Source organism: Shewanella sp. MBTL60-112-B2 (assembly GCF_019655055.1).
Lineage (GTDB): Bacteria > Pseudomonadota > Gammaproteobacteria > Enterobacterales > Shewanellaceae > Shewanella.
The window spans coordinates 127189-146581 of record NZ_BPFA01000003.1; the positions used below are offsets into that span (position 1 = coordinate 127189).

General features: G+C 44.5%; 16 protein-coding genes. 9 read left to right on the forward strand and 7 right to left on the reverse strand.

Annotation, left to right across the window (positions count from 1 at the left end):
• Positions 1 to 18: 18 nt before the first annotated feature.
• From K5Q73_RS02935 to K5Q73_RS02955, 5 genes are all read right to left on the reverse strand, one after another.
• On the reverse strand, positions 19 to 729 hold the full coding sequence (locus K5Q73_RS02935) for a hypothetical protein (RefSeq protein ID WP_220759021.1): 711 nt from the start codon (positions 727 to 729) through the stop codon (positions 19 to 21).
• 8 nt (positions 730 to 737) lie between these two features.
• On the reverse strand, positions 738 to 1424 hold the full coding sequence (locus K5Q73_RS02940; RefSeq protein WP_220759020.1) for a C39 family peptidase: 687 nt from the start codon (positions 1422 to 1424) through the stop codon (positions 738 to 740).
• A gap of 64 nt (positions 1425 to 1488) precedes the next feature.
• Positions 1489 to 2583: a hypothetical protein gene (locus K5Q73_RS02945; protein WP_259650681.1), complete on the reverse strand. Its 1095-nt coding sequence runs from the start codon at positions 2581 to 2583 to the stop codon at positions 1489 to 1491.
• Between the two features lie 23 nt (positions 2584 to 2606).
• A complete protein-coding gene (locus K5Q73_RS02950) occupies positions 2607 to 3212 on the reverse strand; it encodes a hypothetical protein (RefSeq protein WP_220759019.1) in 606 nt (201 codons plus the stop codon).
• Positions 3213 to 3400: 188 nt separating this feature from the next.
• Positions 3401 to 4732: a sigma-54 dependent transcriptional regulator gene (locus tag K5Q73_RS02955; protein WP_220759018.1), complete on the reverse strand. Its 1332-nt coding sequence runs from the start codon at positions 4730 to 4732 to the stop codon at positions 3401 to 3403.
• A gap of 411 nt (positions 4733 to 5143) precedes the next feature.
• On the opposite strand from K5Q73_RS02955, the gene K5Q73_RS02960 reads away from it, so the two are divergent.
• The 9 genes from K5Q73_RS02960 to K5Q73_RS03000 all read left to right on the forward strand — a co-directional run bounded on the left by K5Q73_RS02960 (position 5144) and on the right by K5Q73_RS03000 (position 15932).
• Complete coding sequence (locus K5Q73_RS02960) at positions 5144 to 6304, forward strand: hypothetical protein (protein WP_220759017.1); 1161 nt, start codon at positions 5144 to 5146, stop codon at positions 6302 to 6304.
• Between the two features lie 279 nt (positions 6305 to 6583).
• Positions 6584 to 7162 carry a SprT family zinc-dependent metalloprotease gene (locus tag K5Q73_RS02965; protein WP_220759016.1) on the forward strand — a complete coding sequence of 193 codons (579 nt, stop codon included), beginning with the start codon at positions 6584 to 6586 and terminating at the stop codon, positions 7160 to 7162.
• 152 nt (positions 7163 to 7314) lie between these two features.
• Positions 7315 to 8058 (forward strand): endonuclease, encoded by a 744-nt coding sequence (locus K5Q73_RS02970; protein WP_220759015.1) that lies wholly within the window; start codon positions 7315 to 7317, stop codon positions 8056 to 8058.
• Between the two features lie 13 nt (positions 8059 to 8071).
• On the forward strand, positions 8072 to 8803 hold the full coding sequence (gene rsmE, locus K5Q73_RS02975; RefSeq protein WP_220759014.1) for a 16S rRNA (uracil(1498)-N(3))-methyltransferase: 732 nt from the start codon (positions 8072 to 8074) through the stop codon (positions 8801 to 8803).
• 108 nt (positions 8804 to 8911) lie between these two features.
• Positions 8912 to 9865, forward strand: a complete 954-nt coding sequence (gene gshB, locus K5Q73_RS02980; RefSeq protein WP_220759013.1) for a glutathione synthase — start codon at positions 8912 to 8914, stop codon at positions 9863 to 9865.
• Positions 9866 to 9879: 14 nt separating this feature from the next.
• Positions 9880 to 11184 (forward strand): alkaline phosphatase, encoded by a 1305-nt coding sequence (locus tag K5Q73_RS02985; protein ID WP_220759012.1) that lies wholly within the window; start codon positions 9880 to 9882, stop codon positions 11182 to 11184.
• Between the two features lie 285 nt (positions 11185 to 11469).
• Complete coding sequence (locus tag K5Q73_RS02990) at positions 11470 to 12495, forward strand: methyltransferase (RefSeq protein ID WP_220759011.1); 1026 nt, start codon at positions 11470 to 11472, stop codon at positions 12493 to 12495.
• Positions 12496 to 13029: 534 nt separating this feature from the next.
• A complete protein-coding gene (locus K5Q73_RS02995) occupies positions 13030 to 14694 on the forward strand; it encodes a DUF342 domain-containing protein (RefSeq protein WP_220759010.1) in 1665 nt (554 codons plus the stop codon).
• A gap of 113 nt (positions 14695 to 14807) precedes the next feature.
• Positions 14808 to 15932, forward strand: coding sequence for a site-2 protease family protein (locus K5Q73_RS03000; RefSeq protein WP_374706797.1), 1125 nt, complete (start codon positions 14808 to 14810; stop codon positions 15930 to 15932).
• 192 nt (positions 15933 to 16124) lie between these two features.
• Here K5Q73_RS03000 and K5Q73_RS03005 read toward each other — a convergent pair whose 3' ends face one another.
• The gene (locus K5Q73_RS03005; RefSeq protein ID WP_259650680.1) at positions 16125 to 18038 is read right to left on the reverse strand and encodes a S9 family peptidase; all 1914 of its coding nucleotides are present in this window, start codon (positions 18036 to 18038) and stop codon (positions 16125 to 16127) included.
• A gap of 222 nt (positions 18039 to 18260) precedes the next feature.
• Complete coding sequence (locus K5Q73_RS03010; protein ID WP_220759008.1) at positions 18261 to 19343, reverse strand: OmpA family protein; 1083 nt, start codon at positions 19341 to 19343, stop codon at positions 18261 to 18263.
• Positions 19344 to 19393: the final 50 nt, after the last annotated feature.

Below are 19393 nucleotides of genomic sequence, written 5' to 3' on the forward strand. Positions count from 1 at the left end.
TGATAAAGCTTTCAAAAACTATAGACCACTACCTATAATATCGCGTACCTGCATTCCCATTATTTGTCTTTGTTTTACCCCCAGTTCAATGCCGTTATAACGGATTAAAGAGTGATTGGTAACTTGATGGAAAGCGCCATCAATTCGAATAGATTGCAGCAACTGCCCATTGCCGCCTTGAGAAGATACTCCTTGCCCAAATGAGGCTGATTGCATATCCACCTGATAACCAAGCTGACCATCCGCTGTAGAGTACATAACGTTACCGCTACTACTTACTAAGCTCTGTCCAATAACAATTTCTACACCATTAGCAAGCGGGTCTAGGCTACCTGGTTCAAAGTCCAGTTGATTATTAACCTGATTAAAGTCACCGGAAATTTGGATCCGTTGCTGTAAACCGGTTTGCTGACCACTAGCAGACAATTCAAGACTCTCTGCCGTAGAGGTAACGGAATCCGCCACAGTGATCCGCATTGCAGGGCCACTAATCGCATTGGACATCTCTATCTGCATTTGTACTTGCTGGGGCACTCCTTGTTCATTGATATAATGTGTTTGCATCTGCAGGCCGAAATAAAAGTCTTGGCCATTTTCGGTATATTTACCCCTTAGTTCAGCTAACTCTTCATCCAAGAGTGGAGATTTCCCCTCAAAAACATCTAAAGGGGTACTGGATGCAAACACAGAATTAGCCAATAAGATCCCTGTTACTAAGCAAAATCGCATTTTGCCTCCTAGAGCATATCTGCATAATCAAAACCAAACTCTAATAGCTCGGCGTCTGATAGCGGTTGCATAGGGCCAAGCGTGTTATAAGTCAGCCGAGCCCGAGGTTGAAGCAGTGGATTGTCTTTTATGTATTCATTGCCGATAACAACAAATACAATTCCATTCCATTTTTCAGTAAATTCGTCATATTCTAATATTCGGTTACCGAGTGCTGGGTCACCAAGGTACACTTGGTTATCGGTAAATCTGCGCATCACGACAAAGTGGCTATATCCGCCATCGTTTAACAGTATAATTGCGGGGATTTTAAGTTGTTGCATCTCTTTCAAGCCAACTCGGTAACCCCTTCCACGCATATTTTGGGTGGCTAAATATCGCTTCATATCCAACAAAGAAAACCCTTGCTGTTGTACAACGTCCATATCGGACACTTTTAGCATCTCCAATAAAACATGCTCTTCGGTTATTTCTGTTTTGCCATAACCAAACTTAAGAATGCTTGCCAGACTCGCAGCGCCACAGGAAAAGTCGGTTCTTTGCTGCACCACAAACTCAAATTTTCGCTCTCGTATACTTTGGATATTCTTGCTGTAACTTCCCATTCCCGGGATCATGCCAGTAAGCATGATTTCAGCTGCCAATAAACTCGGTGAAAACCAAGCAATACAAATAATAAGTAGATATTTGTTCATAACACATCCTTGTAGCAGCAGCCTGAAAATCAACTCAGGCTACTGTGGATACCAAGGTGAAGGTTTATGGGTTTTCAGAAATGATTGCTCCTCCAGTCATACTAGTGAGTGATAGATTATTAGATTGTAAGTTGCCTTGACCAGAAGCCATATTCACGCCAATGTTACCCGACGCATTCTGGAAGGCACTGCCACTCAGCGAAGCCGTATTGGTCGTTTTCTGGGTCACTGTTTCAATATAAATAGGTAGCTGACCGCTTACGGTGCCCGCCAATGTCATATCACCACTTTCATCAAAACTTAGACCATCAGCCCCTGTTGGGTTTTCATTATCCATATCGATATGACCCCATAAAGAAGCACCTGGGGTATTGTGTGCACCGTCATTATCCTGCCAAATTTCAGGGTAATAAGCGGCATTTTGCTCTGAAGTACCGCTATAGGTACCTGTAGCATCCATAGCCAAACTTACAGCCACTGATTCAACTGTATTTTGTACAACACTCTGATTTTTTACACCGTTATGGGCAGACACCTGTGAGTTAGAAACACTCGCTTCACCTAGGCTTCCCTTATGAGCTGATGCAGCCATATTATTGGCCTGCACATTATTACCACCAGAAGCGATATTCACACCTATGTTACCTGAGGCACCTTGGAAGGCTCCATCACCAATCGATGTACTATTTGTCGACGCATAGTTCATGGTGCCGTTAAATGAGCCACGCTGAGTACTGAATATTTCAGCATCACCAGAACCAAAAGCAAAGCTGGCATCAATTGATGCTAAAGCAGCGGAGTTTCCTTGAATATTAAAATCACCTGCCGCCTGGTTCACACCAATATTACCGCTAGCATTATTAAAGGCCGAACCTGAGACTGACGCGGAGTTATCAACATAAGAGTTACCCGTTAGATTGCCTCCTGTTGTTTGTACGTTGTCAACCACAGCCATACCTAGAGCGTCGACTTTAATTACGCCTAGAACTAAGGCACCGCCTTTAAACGTCACATCTTTCTCAACTGAGACCTTTTTATTGAGCTCAACACTACTATTTGATGTTGAATTCGAGCTAGAGTCATCATTACCATTCGCGAAAGCACTGCCACTAATTGCTGCACCAATGCAGAGCACTAGGGTTAATTTTTTCATTTCCATTTTCATATCTCCATTTAAGTAATTTAATTCCCACTAGGTAACTGCAGCGAGAACTGATTTATGGCGCTGTTACCATCGCCAGAAATTTGGTTAATTTGCACAATACCTTGAGCATTCTCAAAGCTATTCGCAGCAATAACGGTAAGGTTTGTATCCTGATGTTCGAGTGGCAAAGCGGTAGGGCTAGCAATGTTATCAAGTGCATTATCATCTAATCCCAAACCAATCACGGACTGCAAAGCAATTGCCCCTAGATTGGCTTGAATATTCCCCTGGCCACTGACCTGGTTAACGCTAATAAGACCTTGTGCATTTTCGAAAGCCAGTGCTTCGATATATGAAAGATTTTGTCCATTAGAGCCTTTGGCTAATGGCAGATAGGGATTTTTTTGATCCGATAAAATAATGACTCGCTCGCCAATAGCATGGCTATTGGTTTGAAGATTGCTGCCGCCAGCAGCCTGGTTAATTGCAATACGTCCACTGTTGTTGCTAAAAGATTTGGTGCCGACTGTAGTACGATTATCGACATGCTGAATGAGCGTGTTATCCCCGCTATCAGCCCAAGCAACTGCTGAAAAGCCGACGAGACAAAAAAGTAGCCCAGCTTGAACACCACTTAACTTCATTCAACACCCGATAATTAACTAAAACCGTACAAGTTAATTAGCAAGCATCGAGCCAGTAGATTAATAACAATAGTTTCAGTAAGTTAAATGATGGAGGTTAAGGCTTTGTCTCAGAAGTAAGACTGCTGCAGGCTAAGTTATTGATATTGATGGGTTCATAAATGAGGTCAGTGATCTCAATATTGAGATCACGACTCTAGCGAGCAGATTTCATGCTTATCGATCAAGCGATATAACGTAGCTCTAGAAATTTTAAGATCACGAGCAACACTTTCCATTTGGCCGTTATAACGCTGAATAGCGGTCATGACAGCATGTTTCTCGACTTCATTTTTTATCGTCTTCAAGCCTTGGGCAAGCTTTGAATCCTCCCTCCTTGCATTGAGCTCTAAATCTGCAACTTGAATAATTCCGTTTTCACATAGAATAACTGCTCGGCGAATTCGGTTAATCAGCTCTCGCACATTACCAATCCATTCATGCTCTAACATTGCCGCCTTAGCATGCTCGCTAAAGCTGCACAGCCCGGTATTAAATTCATCCGCATACTGTTCACAAAAGTGTTCAGCCAAAGGAATGATATCCTCTTTGCGCTCCCGCAAAGGGGGCAACTCCAATGTGATCCCGTTAAGACGGTAAAACAGGTCTAAACGAAACTCTCCACGTTCAATGGCCGTATCGAGATCGATATGAGTTGCAGCAAGAATACGCACGTCAGCAACTTGAGGCTTACTGCCGCCTACCGTATCAAACGTACCTTCTTGTAAAAAGCGCAGTAAATTCACTTGTTGCTCAATCGGCAGGTCACCGATCTCATCTAAAAATAATGTGCCGCCATCGGCTTGAGAGATCTTACCCTTATGAGAGCTCACTGCGCCTGTAAAGGAACCTTTTTCATGGCCAAATAGCTCTGACTGCACCACACCAGAACTTAATGAACCACAGTTGACCGCAATAAAGGCACCTGAAGAACGGCTTGAACCTTGATGGATTTTTTTGGCTATCAATTCCTTCCCTGTCCCACTTTCACCACGAATAAGTATCGGAATATTAGTAGGAGCCGCTCTAATAACTTGCTTACTTAGGGCTTGCATCGCCTTTGAATTCATCACTGCCTTAACTTCATCACAATGATTCTGCCGCTTCTCTTGCTCACAGTTCAGACGGATCCTAATCAAACCTAAAGCATGACCAATTAACCTAAGTAGCCTATCTAGATCAAATGGAGCTGTGTGGTAATCCCAAGCAAACTGACCTATTAACTTCTGTGAATATGCAGATCTCAGTTGTAAGCGATCGATAAGCATAATAACCAAGGTCGCCTTATGGCACTGTTTGATCATTTTCTTAGCCCAGCAGGTATTTTCCTCTCCTCTAAGATCCAGCAATAATAGATGGCAGTCGGAGTTAAAATCTTTTGGGTTGCTCGCGTTGTAAAAGTCTACATATATCTCCTTCCTCCTTAGCTGCTCACACAAATACTCATCGTACTGATGCCCAATTACACTGACATATTTCATCATCTACTCCCTAGACTTACCTCTCCTTGCACACAAAAAGAAATTATCAAATGTTTAACCCTCATCAATTGATAACCTACTTTGGTGTTAGCCAACCTCCCAAGCTCTTAACAAGCCATAGCAAGATAGTTAATAGATTATAGTTATGAAATCCAAGATAAGAGCGGCGGCTCAAAGAATTCCGCAACTAGTCCTATCTCAGCAAAGCCAGATAGATAAAGGGTTTGTAAGGCCTTAACAACCAGAATTAACTAGTAAAAGTGCTATCTAAGCACACCACTTTCAATGAGATTTATTGTGGTGCATACTGAGCGGCATAAAACTCGAAAAACAATGTAAAACCGCTACTTACCCAGTAAAGCAAAAAATTGAAAAAAAAGGGATGCGGTCATAATAATAAAGGACTTGGCAATGACGACTCTCAGCACTGCAATACTTGCTTGCGCTATTACTTCATTAACGTTAATCCAGCCCGCTTTTGCGAAACTTGATGTTGAGGAAAGCCGCCTATCAACAGCGACCCAAGCCATGCCTGAAGTCGTCTCACGCTATCAGGCTTTTGTGAGTAATTTAGGTGACAAATACAGCCAACACTCAGATGAATTGAAAGTCACCCAAATGGTAGCTCATCAAGGGCTTAGGTTATGGCAACAAGCGGTAAGAGATGTGCAGTCTGGTCATTTGGATGATCGCTCTCTATATTGGAATCGCTTAGCGATGCGCGAACGACTAAAGAGCCAAAAAACCGATTTCAAGCTTGCCTCCTGGCAGCAAGATATTTTGATTAAAGCCGTCGAAAAATCATCTCGTGGCTTTAGCGATCTCAATTTCAAAGATGATGCCCAGATAAAAATTCTACTGACCGGCTTCGACCCATTCTTTCTTGATCGTAATATCGACCAGAGCAATCCCTCTGGACTTGCTGCGCTGGCACTAGACGGTTACCGTTTTAAAGTTGATGGCAAACAAGCACAAATTGAAACCGTGATGATCCCAGTGCGCTTTGCTGACTTCGATGAAGGAATGATTGAATCCTTGCTCACTCCTATCTATCGTGATAGTAGCGTAGATATGATCTTTACCGTCAGCATGGGCCGTGATGATTTTGATATCGAACGCTTCCCTGGGCGTAATCGCAGCGCTAGCGCACCAGACAACCTAAACGTGTTAACTGGCGCAAACAAACAGGCTCCGATAGCGCCTAAATTTAATGGCGGCAGTTTAAATGGCCCTGAGTTTGTTGAATTCTCTCTACCAATTACAGCTATGCAAACGGTAGAAGGCCCATGGAAAATTAATGACAACCATACGGTATCAACTCTGACTCGCGGTGAATTTGAAGCGAGCTCCTTAGCTCAATTACAAGGCGAGACATCGATTGAAGGCTCTGGCGGTGGCTACTTGTCGAATGAGATCTCCTATCGCGCCATTTTGCTGCAAAAACAATTTAATAGCAGTATTCCAGTGGGCCATATTCATACGCCACGTATCGCCGCCTACGATGTCAAAGTCGAGAGTGATATCGTCAAGCAAGTACAAGCTATGGTGGTCGCTGCTGCAGGCACACTTTAATCTTAATTATGAGTAATAGCTCTACTCTCCTACTAACCTGCTCGCTTGTTTGCTTAGCTCAAGCGAGTAGCTGTATCACATCTATTTAGCACTGTTAACTGCCGTTACATTGAACCCAAGAAGCTTTCTATAGCGGCGAGTGACAGATAGATGTAGTGCTGGTCTGCATTAGCCGCCTCGGTTAAAATAGCTAGGTTAAAGCCGTTATACGCTATGTTTTAGCCCCTGCTTTTACATCTAATCATTTATATCCCATTGTTATTGCAGTAGTGAGAGTTAATGTTCAAATCGCTTAATCCTTTCAAATCCTTACAGAGCAAAGAGTCGTCAAAAGCCCCTTTGCAGATCCAGCCTGTAATGAAGTTTGCGGATCCGCTGCATCAGCAGGTGGCACAGCAGGTTGAAGATTGCTATCAAGTCGCGGAATCTAAACTGGGTAAACACTTTCCAAGACCCGAGGTCGGTTTTATGCTGCGTGGCAAGAGTGCTGGTACTGCCCACCTACAGCTCAATAAGCTGCGCTTTAACCCCAAGCTACTTAACGATAATCAGCAAGCCTTCTTAGACGATGTCATCCCTCATGAGATCTGCCATTTGATAGCCTTCCAAATCTATGGCCGCGTCAAGCCCCATGGCAGAGAGTGGCAGTACTTAATGCAACACCTTTATGGGCGTGTACCGCGTACTACCCACAGCTTCGATACTCGATCTGTCGAGGGCAAAACCTTCGAGTATTTCTGCCAGTGTGGCCCGGTTAATCTCAGCATTCGTCGCCATAACAAGGTGGTACGAGGTGAAACCCAGTACCGCTGCCGCAGGTGCGGCCAGCAACTCACCTCTGAGCCAATTATCGGCTAGCTATGTAATCAATAGCTAAGTCACTAGGCCGATAGCGTTTGAATATTTGATCGCATCAAATCTTGCATTGCGACAAAACTGCGGCTCACTTACAATCCCGCCCAAACGAACAAACGTTTCGTCATTGCGATATTTTTTAGGGATTTTTTTAGATGTCATTTATCAAAGTGCTCATAGTAGCACTCGGCCTGCTGTGGCTGTCACCTCAAACAACTTATGCTTCCACTGGTCACGCTAAAAGCTTCAACCAAGCGAAAAAAAATATTCGGAAGATCTATCTCAACCATCTGCCTAAAACTAGTTTTTATTGTGGCTGTGATATCACGGTTAAAGGTAAGAAGTGGGTCCCAGAACTTGATACTTGCGGCTATGAAATACGTAAGCAAAAAGTGCGTGCATCACGCATCGAATGGGAACATGTGGTTCCTGCATGGGAATTTGGCCACCAGCTACTATGCTGGCAAGAAGGCGGACGCAAAAATTGTGGCCGTAAAGACCGCACTTTTAAGAAGATGGAATCTGACTTACACAACCTAGTACCTGCAATTGGCGAAGTTAACGGCGATCGCAGTAACTACCGTTTTAGTCAATGGAATGCCAAACCGACTCAATATGGTCAATGCCAAGTCAGCGTTGATTTTAAAGGCCGCAAGGTTCAACCACCAGCACATAGCCGCGGCCAAATTGCGCGCACCTATTTTTACATGCAAAAAACATATGGTTTGAAAATATCGGGTAGCCAATTAAAGTTATTTAAAGCATGGGATAAAACCCACCCAGTTGATACTATTGAATGTCGACGCGATAGCGAAATAGCCAAAGTACAAGGCAATCACAATGAGTTTGTACAAGCTCAGTGCCGAGGCTTAACCGACTCAAAAACATACGCAGAATAAGGCGAGCAACATCATGAGAGTGCCAAGAATCTATCAACAATCAACATTAGTTGTCGGCCAATCGGTCGCATTAGATGATGAAGCGGCAGGTCATGTTGGCCGCGTATTAAGAATGTCTTCAGGTGAGCAGGTTAGCTTGTTCAATGGTGACGGCAATGATTATCTTGCTGAAATTATTAGTGCCAACAAGAAAAACGTCGAAGTTAAGGTCCTCTCTTGTGAGGTCAATAATAGTGAATCGCCACTAAACCTACATTTAGGTCAGGTGATTTCACGCGGCGACAGAATGGATTTCACCATTCAAAAGTCAGTTGAGCTTGGCGTAAACACTATTACGCCATTGTTTTCAGAGCGCTGTGGCGTCAAATTAACTGGCGAGCGTTTAGAGAAAAAAATTCAGCAGTGGCAAAAGATTGTCATTAGCGCCTGTGAGCAGTCTGGCCGCAGTGTGGTACCAATTATTCGCCCTGCTATGCAACTTAGTGATTGGTGCGCAGAAGATTCTGACGCCGTAAAACTTAACCTGCATCCGCGCGCATCTCACGGCGTTAATGGGCTGACACTACCGAACAATCGAGTCAGGCTGGTTATTGGCCCAGAAGGTGGTTTATCCGCTCCTGAAATAGCCATGACCGAAGAGCACCAATTTACCGATGTTTTGCTTGGCCCACGAGTATTGCGCACAGAAACCGCTGCGCTTACTACCATTAGTGCTTTGCAGCTAAAGTTTGGTGATATCGGCTAAACGCTTTACCGCTGCCAAGTAGAAGATTTATTAGTAACACGCTAGAAAACGGGGGCTTATGCCCCCATATTTATCGTTGAAACGAATATAAGATAAGGAAACCGCTCCATGATCAAACTCGGCATCGTGATGGATCCCATCAGCGACATTAATATCAAGAAAGATTCTAGCTTTGCCATGTTAATGGCTGCCCAGTCTCGTGGTTATCAGCTGTTCTACATGGAAATGAAAGATCTTGCTATGGTTAACGGCCAAGCAATGGCCACCATGCGCGCATTAACCGTTAAGAATGATCCGCTAGAGTGGTACCAACTAGAAGAAGCTGTTGATACTCCGCTTGCCGATATCGATGTTATCTTGATGCGAAAGGATCCGCCGTTCGATACAGAATTCGTCTATTCAACCTATATGCTTGAACGCGCTGAAGAGCAAGGCGTGTTAATCGTAAACAAGCCACAAAGTCTACGTGATGCTAACGAAAAGCTGTTTACAGCTTGGTTCTCTGAATTTACACCAGAAACCATCGTTACCCGTGACGAGCAGCGTATTCGCGCTTTCCACCAAGCTAAAGGTGACATAATCCTTAAGCCGCTAGATGGCATGGGTGGCAGCTCTATTTTTAGAGTGAAAAAAGATGATCCAAACCTAGGGGTTATCATCGAAACCTTGACCGCAGAAGGTAGCCAATACGCAATGGCACAGGCATTTATTCCTGATATTACTGCCGGCGACAAACGTATTCTAGTGGTTGATGGCGAGCCAGTGCCTTACTCGCTGGCCCGTATCCCACAAAAAGGTGAAACCCGTGGCAACTTAGCCGCTGGCGGCCGTGGTGTTGCTCAACCTCTATCTGAGTCTGATTGGCACATTGCCCGCACGATTGGCCCTGAGCTAAAAAAACGTGGTCTTATCTTTGTTGGCCTAGACGTAATTGGTGACAAGCTTACCGAGATCAACGTCACCAGCCCAACCTGTATTAAAGAGATTGAAGCAGCATTCGACGTTGATATTACTGGCATGCTAATGGATGCAATCGAAGCACGTATCAATAAAACAGCTTAGCCAAAGGATTCGGCATGAACTTGAGAAAAACATACACTTGGGCACTCAGTGCCCTTGTTGTGTTACCACTATTTGCATCGGCCAACATCGATATTCATGAGGCTCCATCGCGCCCTAAAAACATGGTTATCATGATAGGTGACGGTATGGGGCCAGCTTACACCAGCGCCTATCGTTATTACCAAAATAACCCCGATACCGAAGAGATTGAGCAAACAGTTTTTGATAGGCTGCTCGTCGGCATGGCATCTACCTACCCGGCTAGGCAGAGTGGCTATGTTACCGACTCGGCCGCATCGGCTACCGCTCTGGCAACCGGCGTAAAAAGTTATAATGGCGCCATCTCAGTCGATGTAGATAAGCGTCCACTTACGACCATAATGCAGATGGCTAAAGCTCGCGGCATGGCTACCGGTGTTGCCGTAACGGCTCAAGTTAATCATGCCACTCCAGCGGCCTTTCTTACCCATAACGAAAGCCGTCGAAATTACGATGATATAGCACAGAGCTACTTAACATCCGATGCCGATGTGCTGCTTGGCGGAGGCCAAAAGTACTTCCCAGAGGATCTGCTTAAGCAGTTTACCGCGAAAGGCTACCAGCATATTAACCAACTGAGTCAACTCGACAGTTTGACGCAAGGCAAGGCCTTAGGCCTATTTGCCGAGGTGCAGATGCCTTGGGTGATTGATCAACAAGATTCGACTCAGTTAAGTTTACTGACCCAAAAAGCCTTAGATCTACTATCACAAAATGACAACGGCTTTGTGCTACTGGTTGAGGGTAGTCTTATCGATTGGGCTGGCCACAATAATGATATCGCCACGGCCATGGCTGAAATGCACGGTTTTGCCAATGCTATCGAAGTGGTCGAGCAGTATGTGCGCGCGAACCCTGACACCTTAATGCTGGTAACCGCCGATCATAATACCGGCGGCTTATCTATCGGTGCCAACGGTGAATATGCTTGGGATACCGCGTTACTCAAAGGCATCAAAGCCAGCCCTGCGAGTATCGCAGAACTTGCTATCGCCACCGACGATTGGCAGCCATTAGTGAACCAAAAACTCGGTTTTGAAATCAAACCTGAAGAGTTGCAGCGCCTTAGCAATGCTCGTATGCAAGGACAAGTCACATTAGACACCGCCTTAAAACAGCTTATCGATAACCGCAGTTTTACCGGCTGGACGACTAGTGGTCACACTGGTGTCGATGTGCAAGTGTTTGCCGCGGGGCCAGCTGCCGATCTGTTCAAGGGCAATCAAGACAATACCGATATCGCAGACAAGATGATAAGCCTATTGCCTAAAGCGAAATAAGCTCTTGAGATGACTTGTAAAGATAACAATTGACCACGAAGAATGTGAAGAGCACGAAGGAAAGCCTCGATCTTTTCTTCGAGCTCTCAGTGTAGCGAGCAAAGTGAGCGCTTCGTGGTTATAGTTTTTTGTTTATGAGTCAGACTTTTGCTTCACTTCACTTCACTTCACTTCACTTCACAGCATAACTCCCATCGCACTTTTTGATACAAAAAACCATCAAACTCGCATTCCCAAGCGGTTACGGTATAATCGCAGCTAATTAAAAGTCGACCTTGAATACACATGCTAACCAACGCTTCGCAAGTCCTCCTCAGAAACAGTGATTTAGTCAAAGACCAATCGGTATTAGTACTCAATTATGAAAGTGATCACCTGCCAAAAGAGTTGTTAGCAACCGCCAGCAGCGTGTGTGGATTAGCATTAGACTATCATCACCACCTGATGATGCAGCCTTATGCCAGTAAAGAGCTTCAATTGTATTTTGGCCATCAGCTGCCAACCGATGAGCTTTTTGACTCAGTGATCGTTTATTTCCCTAAAGCAAAGGCGTTAGCACCATATCTATTTAATCTCGCGGCCAAGCACTTAAAACCTCAAGGCCAACTGGTTGTTGTGGGTGAAAACAAAGGCGGAATTAAGTCACTTCCTAAGCAGCTGCCGAGTTATTTTGATAAAGCCTTTAAAGTCGATAATGCTCGCCACTGTATTGTGTTTACCAGTGAGCTAAATTCGCCTGCTCCAGAGTTAAAACTCAAGGACTGGCTCAGTCGCTACCAACTCGATACTCCTCAAGGGCAAATAACTATTTGTAATTTGGTCGGCGTGTTTAGTGAGAAGAAGCTCGATGAAGGCACGCAATTACTACTCGCCAATTTACCTAAGATGAGTGGTAATGTGCTCGACTTTGGCTGTGGTTCAGGCGTGATCGCCGCCGCTTTACTCAAGGCTCAGCCTGAATTAAAGCTTGAGTGTGTCGATATCAATGCCATGGCGCTAGCCTCTTGCGAGCTAACATTAGCAGCCAATGAATTTACAGCTAAGGTCTTTGCATCCGATGGCTTAGCGCAAACATCTCAGCGCTATGACGGCATAATTTCAAACCCACCGTTTCACGACGGCTTAGCAAGCACCACTAATATTGCGACTAATTTCGTGAAAGATAGTGCTAGCAACTTAAAAGCCAGAGGGATTTTCCACATTGTGGCCAACCGTCACCTGCCCTACTCTGACACCATTGCTGAAAACTTCGGCTCAGTAAACGTGGCGGCCGAAAACAATAAATACAAAATTTACTCTAACGTAAAGTAACTTTTTTAAAGTAACTAATTTAAAGCAACTAACGTAAAATACGCCCCAGTAAAATATGCTTTAAGGCATGACATTGCTCACGCCTTAGAGCTCTTACCTCCCCTTTTATACCCAAGCTACCTCAAGATGCTCGTTTCAGAGCTCCCGTAGGGTAGCTGAACAAGGCAGTGATTGAGGATAATGGTTTTTCCCTTGTCGATATCACTAACGCAGTGCAGTTATTCTACGGGAACTCCCGTAGGGCATGGCGATAAGCAACATTTTTCTGTGTTATGAAATATTGAATTACGACTGCATGGATGCAGAAGGTAGGGCGAAGCAGGATGCCAGAGCCGAGAATAACTAGCCCTACAATTTCATGCCTTGAACTCTGTCACTTCTCGACATGCTGAATCCTGTATCTTGAAGTTGTTTGGGTATATTCACACAATTAATCACAGACACTTTTTAACCAAGCTCTTATGTGGTTATACTCGCTGAACAGTTTCAATAAAAACAATATTAATAAAAATAATAATAAACGATGAGGTTTTTATGTTACGCCCAGAGCTCATTGAGTTTAGCCAAGACAACCAAAAAGCTGAATTAAAGATCATCCCCAATCTGCATGGGCCGATCACTGAAGATGACTTACTGCAATTAATGGCGCTACCAGATTTTTCTTGTCTGTGCCCCCTTCACGCCGTAATTACTCAAGCCGTTATTCAAGTCAACCAACTGCATCCTCAAGATGAAGGCAAGACTGAGCTGTTTTTTGAAATAGCTGAAAGGCGTGATGCCGAAATAAGCTTCGAGATCGCTAGCGACAAGATGCAAGCGACGATGGTGTTGACCGCTGCCTTTGGAGGCAAAGATTTAGGCCTCAGAGATGTACTGCAAAATCTCAAGCTACAGCGCATTAGCATGGGGCTGAGCAAAGCTAAAATAGAAGCCTTACTAGCCCAATTTTCCACCCTGTCACCCGGCGCAAAATGCCACAATGTCATCGCCAATGGCCGCGCAGCAGTGAATGGCACACCAGCCAAGCTTGAGAGAAAAGTATCCCTGGCAAGGGAGCGATTATTGCAGCCGCAAAAGAATAGCGATGGCACGGTCGATATGCGTAATCTTGGTGCTGTAATCATGGTTAAACCTGGCAACTTACTGATTGAAAAGCACCCCGCGACTCAAGGCGTCAACGGCTATAACGTCTATGGCGAAACGCTTATCGCAAAGCCGGGAAAAGATCTTAAGTTCACCGCAGGTAACGGCACCGAATTTTCGGCACATAATCCCAATCAGCTCATCGCAACGGTGGCAGGTCAACCAGTAGAAACGCCATCGGGAATGCAGGTTGATGATGTTTTGCAAATAAAGAACGTCGATGTGGGCTATGGTCATGTTGATTTTAAAGGCAGCGTGTTGATCACTGGCGATGTGGGTGAAGGCATGGTCGTTAAAAGCCAAGGTGATATCACTGTGATGGGCTTTGTCGATTCCGCCACCCTTGAGGCCAAAGGTGACATTACCGTCAGTAAAGGGGTCATTGGACGCCAGTTAAAAGATCTTAGCCTATCGACTAAGTTACACGCACAAGGGCAGATCAGTGCGCAGTTCGTGCAGTATTCTCAACTTAAATCTAAGGGTAATATCTTAGTGACTAAACAGCTTTTGCATAGTCACACACAGACACAGCAACAATTAATCGTCAGTGATGGCAGCGCTCGTCGAGGCGACCTCGTTGGCGGTAAAGCAGAAGCCAACAAAGGCATTAAGGCTGTCGCTATCGGCGCCACAGCTGATACTAAAACCGAACTTTATTGCGCCATGGAGCTGGCTGAGTTAAAACAACAACTCAAGCAGCTAGACCAAAGCATTAAGTCCATGGTCGTTGCCGGTCTAAATATCGAAGCTCAACTCAGAAAACTGCCACCTAAAGAACAGTGGCAAGCAGATGCGATGATGGTTGAGCAAGTGAAAGTCATGCTAGATGAGAAGCGCCGAACGGCGATGCTCCGTACCCAAGAAGAGCTTGAGTTTGAGTCTTTAAAGCAGGAAATTGATGGTTACTATAAACACTACGGTATTAATGCGCTCAAACATGTTTTCTCTAATGTTGAGCTCCATATAGGAACCGCATTTCAGCGCACCCAAAGGGAGCACGGCCCCTGTCAGATCAGAAATATTAACCAAGAGATCAGCTTCGATTACAGCCGTTAGCGATTGATTACACCCTTTTTCAGGATAATTAGGCTGCTTTCAAGCGCTTCTGGCTTTCCTTGCACAAGGCATTCACGGCATAATTAGCTCACTTTTACCCTTTGAGTTATCACGTGGAATTATTGAAGATCGATTGCCTTGGCAAACCCTTACGCTTAGAGGGCTCTCTTGCAGGCTGGCAACAACTATTTTGGGGCGACAGCTTAGTCTCCGTCATTCAGGCTAGCCCAGATAATGAAGGCCTTAAGAGCCATGATTTTGAGTTATCGATTCAAGATCCTGCTTTAGCGCAAGCTGCAGACGCAGAACTTCCGCCGCTAAAGACCATTAAGATCACCCTAGAGACCGATCTGCAATGGCAACCCTTTATTATTGATTACCGCCTGCTCAAAGATGATGAAGTCATAACGACAGGCCAACGCACTACCAAAGATATCGAAAGACAGACGCCAACAACGCCTATCCCAGAGAAGAAGCAATTTAGCGTGGTGGGTTTGGCCTCTTTAGGTTTTAAGCTACTGAAAAGTGCCAAAGTGATTAAGGTGCTGCTTGCTGGTGCCAGTGTCGCGGCCTACTCTTGGTTATTTTCATTTCAGTTCGCATTGGCACTTATCGCTTGTTTGGTATTCCATGAGTATGGCCACATTCGTGCGATGAAATATTTTGGCATGAAAACCAAAGGCATTTATCTGATCCCATTTATGGGTGGCCTCGCCTTGAGCGATGAGAAGATTAATACCCGCTGGCAAGATGTGGTGATCTCCATTATGGGCCCGACCTTTGGCCTATTTATGTCAATCGCATCGCTTGCAGCCTACTGGATCACCGGAAATATTTTCTTTGCCGGCTTAGCCACCTTCAACGCTCTGCTGAATCTGTTTAATCTCCTGCCGATTCTGCCGCTTGATGGCGGTCATATCCTCAAGAGTATTAGCTTTTCGATGAACAGTAAGATGGGGTTAGTCGCCTGTATTCTTGGCGCGGCAGTAGGTGTTTACATCAGCTACTCTCTCGGACTCGCCTTACTCGGTTTCTTGCTACTTATTGGTAGCGCTGAAATCGTGTTCGAATGGAAAACCCGCCATCAGAGTCATCTGTTGCCACTCGATAGATACGGCCAGATATTTTCTACTGTGTGGTATTTCGTTACCGTGGCGGCGCTGATTGGCATCATCTGGTATTTCGCTGGCAGCGGCGATGAAATGCTAGCGCTACCGCTAGAGATCTTAAAGAGCTAAACAGCCCGTCTAATTGGCAATCTAAACCACTACTCTAAAGACGGTAATTGCGGTTAAAACATCAAAAGGGGCACACTATATGTGCCCCTTTATTCTCCCCCCCCTGTTAGCTAGTCGCAGTTAACTGAGCTGATTTACAGAGCTGATTTACAGAGCTGATTTACAGAGCTGAATATCTAAACTAAAGTCAGACTAATCACCAATATGCTTATCTAAAAAGCTTAAAATCCGCTCGTTAGCTTCTAATATGTTGGCTTCGTTATAAAAGCCATGACCTTCTTTCTCTTTCACTAACCATTCATAAGAGTGGCCTTTTTTATCCATCGCTTCCTTTAAGGCTAGCGCATGTTCAAAGTGAGCACGTTGGTCATCTTCACCATGTATGATAAGTACCGGGGCTTTGAGTTTATCTAAGTTATGTACCGGAGACTGGGCTATCAGCTCAGCTTTATCTTTACCTAAGGTCTCATCTAAATAGGCATCGCCCCAAGTATGTCCCTTAATATCCCCTTCGGTATAAAGCATCTCTAAGTCATACACTCCCACATAACCGATGGCACACTTAAAGGCGTCTGGCTTGCGTATGGCGCTTTGCAGGGCCGAGTAACCACCAAAGCTTGCGCCAAATACACAGACTCTGTTTTTATCAGAAACGCCTTGCTGAATAGCATATTTAGTCGCTAATAAAATATCATCTTGGATTTTTGTGCCCCAATGTCCATAGCCTGCCTTTTCAAAGTTTTTGCCATAGCCAGTTGAACCTCTAAAGTTCACCTGTACCACCGCATAACCTGCATTTGCTAACAGTTGAACATGAGAATTATAACCCCAATAATCGCGGGCGTGTGGGCCGCCATGTGGTAACACTACTGTAGGTAAATTTTCACTTTTACCGACTGGCAGAGTCAATAAACCATTCAGCACTAGCCCATCTGGCGTTTTTATTCGAAATGGCTCTGTTGCTGCGAGCTGCTTTTTATCAATCCACTTAGCACTACTTAACAAGAACTTGGCGCTCATATTTTCAGTATCAAACAGATAAAACTCACCGGGATTTCTATCGCCAGAAACATGAACCACAGCCAAACGACGATCACGTGTCATACTGGTAATTGCCACGCTATCGCCATTAAAGGCACCGACCAATGCCTTATGTAATTTGGCTTCTTGTAAGTCAGATTCAATAAAAAGGTAAGTTGGGTAGTCTTCATCCATTCGAAGACCATAAACCCCATTAAGGCTAGAAGAGATCGGGTAGGTTGGGTCTGCTATCTCGCTTTGATATAGCAATGATTCTTTACCGCTAGCTAGATCATATTTATACAGGCCTTTAGGTTCACCATTGACACTTTTTAGTGCATAAACACCTTGGTTGTCTTGAGTGAACCTAACGGGAAAAAACTCTCCCTCAAACTCATCACCAAAGGGCTGCCAGTCTTGATTCTTACCCTTTGAGTAAAAGAGCTTAGTGTTATAGTCTTTATCGACTCCGGCAACAAACCTTGGGTTCCCGTCATTATCGACTAAAAACTGACTATAAGAAATTGGAGCCTTTTTAACCCTTTTTTCTTTGCCGTTATAAACATTTAGCTTTACCACAGAAGGGCGAGTATCGCTGCGTCTCTCCATAAGCTGCTTACGGATCAAAATATGCTTTTCGTCATCCTTTAGGTTATCCAGTAAAAATCCAGCATAACCAGCAAGCACCACTCCACCTTTAGAGCGATACCCAAAAATCATTTTGCGCTTACGGCCATCATAGTTCACAGCAAAAATTTCGCCAAAACTCAATGGCTGCTCTAATGCGCCTCGCACCTGCTCTACCTGAACAATCACTCGCTCATCGTTAACCCAAAAGTAATCTCCAGCCTGATCGCGATCCCCACCTTTAAGGGTATAAGTCACTTCGAAGGATTCCGTTTCCAAGAAGGTTAATGTTTTACGCCCTTCATCATTAACCAATACGGCAAGATGTTTACCATCGGGCGAGATTTTTACATTGTAAAATTCTCGATGCTTAGAAAGATCTTCCACAGAGATCGCCAAAGCACTACAGCTGAGCATTGCAACGCTTACGCCTGCAATCATCCTTTTTATCAACTTCATTCAAATGTCCTTTTATAAATGTCCTTTTATACATGCGGCTTACGATATAACACCCTCAACCAGCAACAATTCTACAACCAAAAATCAGCAACTCAACTGATTTTCACTCAAGATAAACTTTTATAAACATTAGATTTACATTAGAAAAACGCATAACTCTAATATTCAAGACAAACGAAAGGCATAAAAAAACCGGCATAAGCCGGCTTTCATTTATCATCCTTAAAATAAGATCTCTACCCGCCGGTTTTGCAGCCGACCTTCAGAGGAGGCATTGGTCGCAATAGGTTCAGCTTCACCAACCCCATCACTATCTATCCGACTTTGAGCCACACCTTGCTCAATCAAATAGTCAGTAATAGCGGTAGCACGTGATTTTGACAATGCTAAGTTATAGCTTTGAGCACCAACAGAGTCTGTATGCCCAGTTATTACAGCTCTCACTTCTGGGTATTGTTTCAATGCGCTGACGAAACTGTCTAACTGGCGCTTAGCACTGTCATCGATTTTGCTACTATCAAAAGAAAATAATAGCGCCACTACCTGCTGTTGATGAGGTGTCAGCTCTACAACGGGTTTATTAATCACAGACACGGTACTTGAGCTAATATGTGACTCTCGGATGTATTCTTGAGGCTTTGCAGCCCGACCAAAGCGGTAGTTAACCCCTATCGATGTGAAATGTCCTTGGCTTCCACCGACATCGGCTAGATATTGATATTCCAGCCTTAATGCAACCGATGATGACACTTGATACTCAAGCCCTACAGCGCCTAATGGCGTGGCGCCACTGGCATCAGCTAACGTTAAGGAGCTAGTACGAGTAATATCCATATAGCTGACACCCGCTTTTAGATAGGCATCGAGCCCAGCATCAGTAATTGGAAGTGATAACTTTAAAGCAGCGTCATACCCCATGATATCGGCACTCACATCATGGCCAGCATAAAAAGCATCGTAGTCTTGGTAGTCGGTTGCCCCAACTTCTAACGCCAACGAAGGTGTAAATTGGTAGCCGCTAAAAATACCGTAACCTAGTGCAGAAATATCACAGTCTTGATAACTTGAGTGGCAACTATTTTCCATGTTGCTATAACCGGCTTTTGCACCGATATAGAAATAACCATCGAATGCTACTTGATTTTCTGAGGCAGAAGGAGCTAGCGCTTCGCTTGCCAGTACTCCAGAATGAACGCCCAACAGAGATAGCATAATTGGCGTTAGGATTTTCAACTTCGCTTTCAATTTGGCTTTCAACTTAGCGTTAAAGTTAGTGTTCAATTCGATTCTTGATATGTTTTTCATTATTGATCTATTTCCAGACCTTAATGGCCTACGTAACGACGCAGGCCAAG

Bases quoted from the DNA above. Each gene is read 5' to 3' on its own strand.
- K5Q73_RS02935 (WP_220759021.1), bottom strand. From the start codon at position 729: ATGCGATTTTGCTTAGTAACAGGGATCTTATTGGCTAATTCTGTGTTT.
- K5Q73_RS02940 (WP_220759020.1), bottom strand. From the start codon at position 1,424: ATGAACAAATATCTACTTATTATTTGTATTGCTTGGTTTTCACCGAGT.
- K5Q73_RS02945 (WP_259650681.1), bottom strand. From the start codon at position 2,583: ATGGAAATGAAAAAATTAACCCTAGTGCTCTGCATTGGTGCAGCAATT.
- K5Q73_RS02950 (WP_220759019.1), bottom strand. From the start codon at position 3,212: ATGAAGTTAAGTGGTGTTCAAGCTGGGCTACTTTTTTGTCTCGTCGGC.
- K5Q73_RS02955 (WP_220759018.1), bottom strand. From the start codon at position 4,732: ATGAAATATGTCAGTGTAATTGGGCATCAGTACGATGAGTATTTGTGT.
- K5Q73_RS02960 (WP_220759017.1), top strand. From the start codon at position 5,144: ATGACGACTCTCAGCACTGCAATACTTGCTTGCGCTATTACTTCATTA.
- K5Q73_RS02965 (WP_220759016.1), top strand. From the start codon at position 6,584: ATGTTCAAATCGCTTAATCCTTTCAAATCCTTACAGAGCAAAGAGTCG.
- K5Q73_RS02970 (WP_220759015.1), top strand. From the start codon at position 7,315: ATGTCATTTATCAAAGTGCTCATAGTAGCACTCGGCCTGCTGTGGCTG.
- rsmE (WP_220759014.1), top strand. From the start codon at position 8,072: ATGAGAGTGCCAAGAATCTATCAACAATCAACATTAGTTGTCGGCCAA.
- gshB (WP_220759013.1), top strand. From the start codon at position 8,912: ATGATCAAACTCGGCATCGTGATGGATCCCATCAGCGACATTAATATC.
- K5Q73_RS02985 (WP_220759012.1), top strand. From the start codon at position 9,880: ATGAACTTGAGAAAAACATACACTTGGGCACTCAGTGCCCTTGTTGTG.
- K5Q73_RS02990 (WP_220759011.1), top strand. From the start codon at position 11,470: ATGCTAACCAACGCTTCGCAAGTCCTCCTCAGAAACAGTGATTTAGTC.
- K5Q73_RS02995 (WP_220759010.1), top strand. From the start codon at position 13,030: ATGTTACGCCCAGAGCTCATTGAGTTTAGCCAAGACAACCAAAAAGCT.
- K5Q73_RS03005 (WP_259650680.1), bottom strand. From the start codon at position 18,038: ATGAAGTTGATAAAAAGGATGATTGCAGGCGTAAGCGTTGCAATGCTC.
- K5Q73_RS03010 (WP_220759008.1), bottom strand. From the start codon at position 19,343: ATGAAAAACATATCAAGAATCGAATTGAACACTAACTTTAACGCTAAG.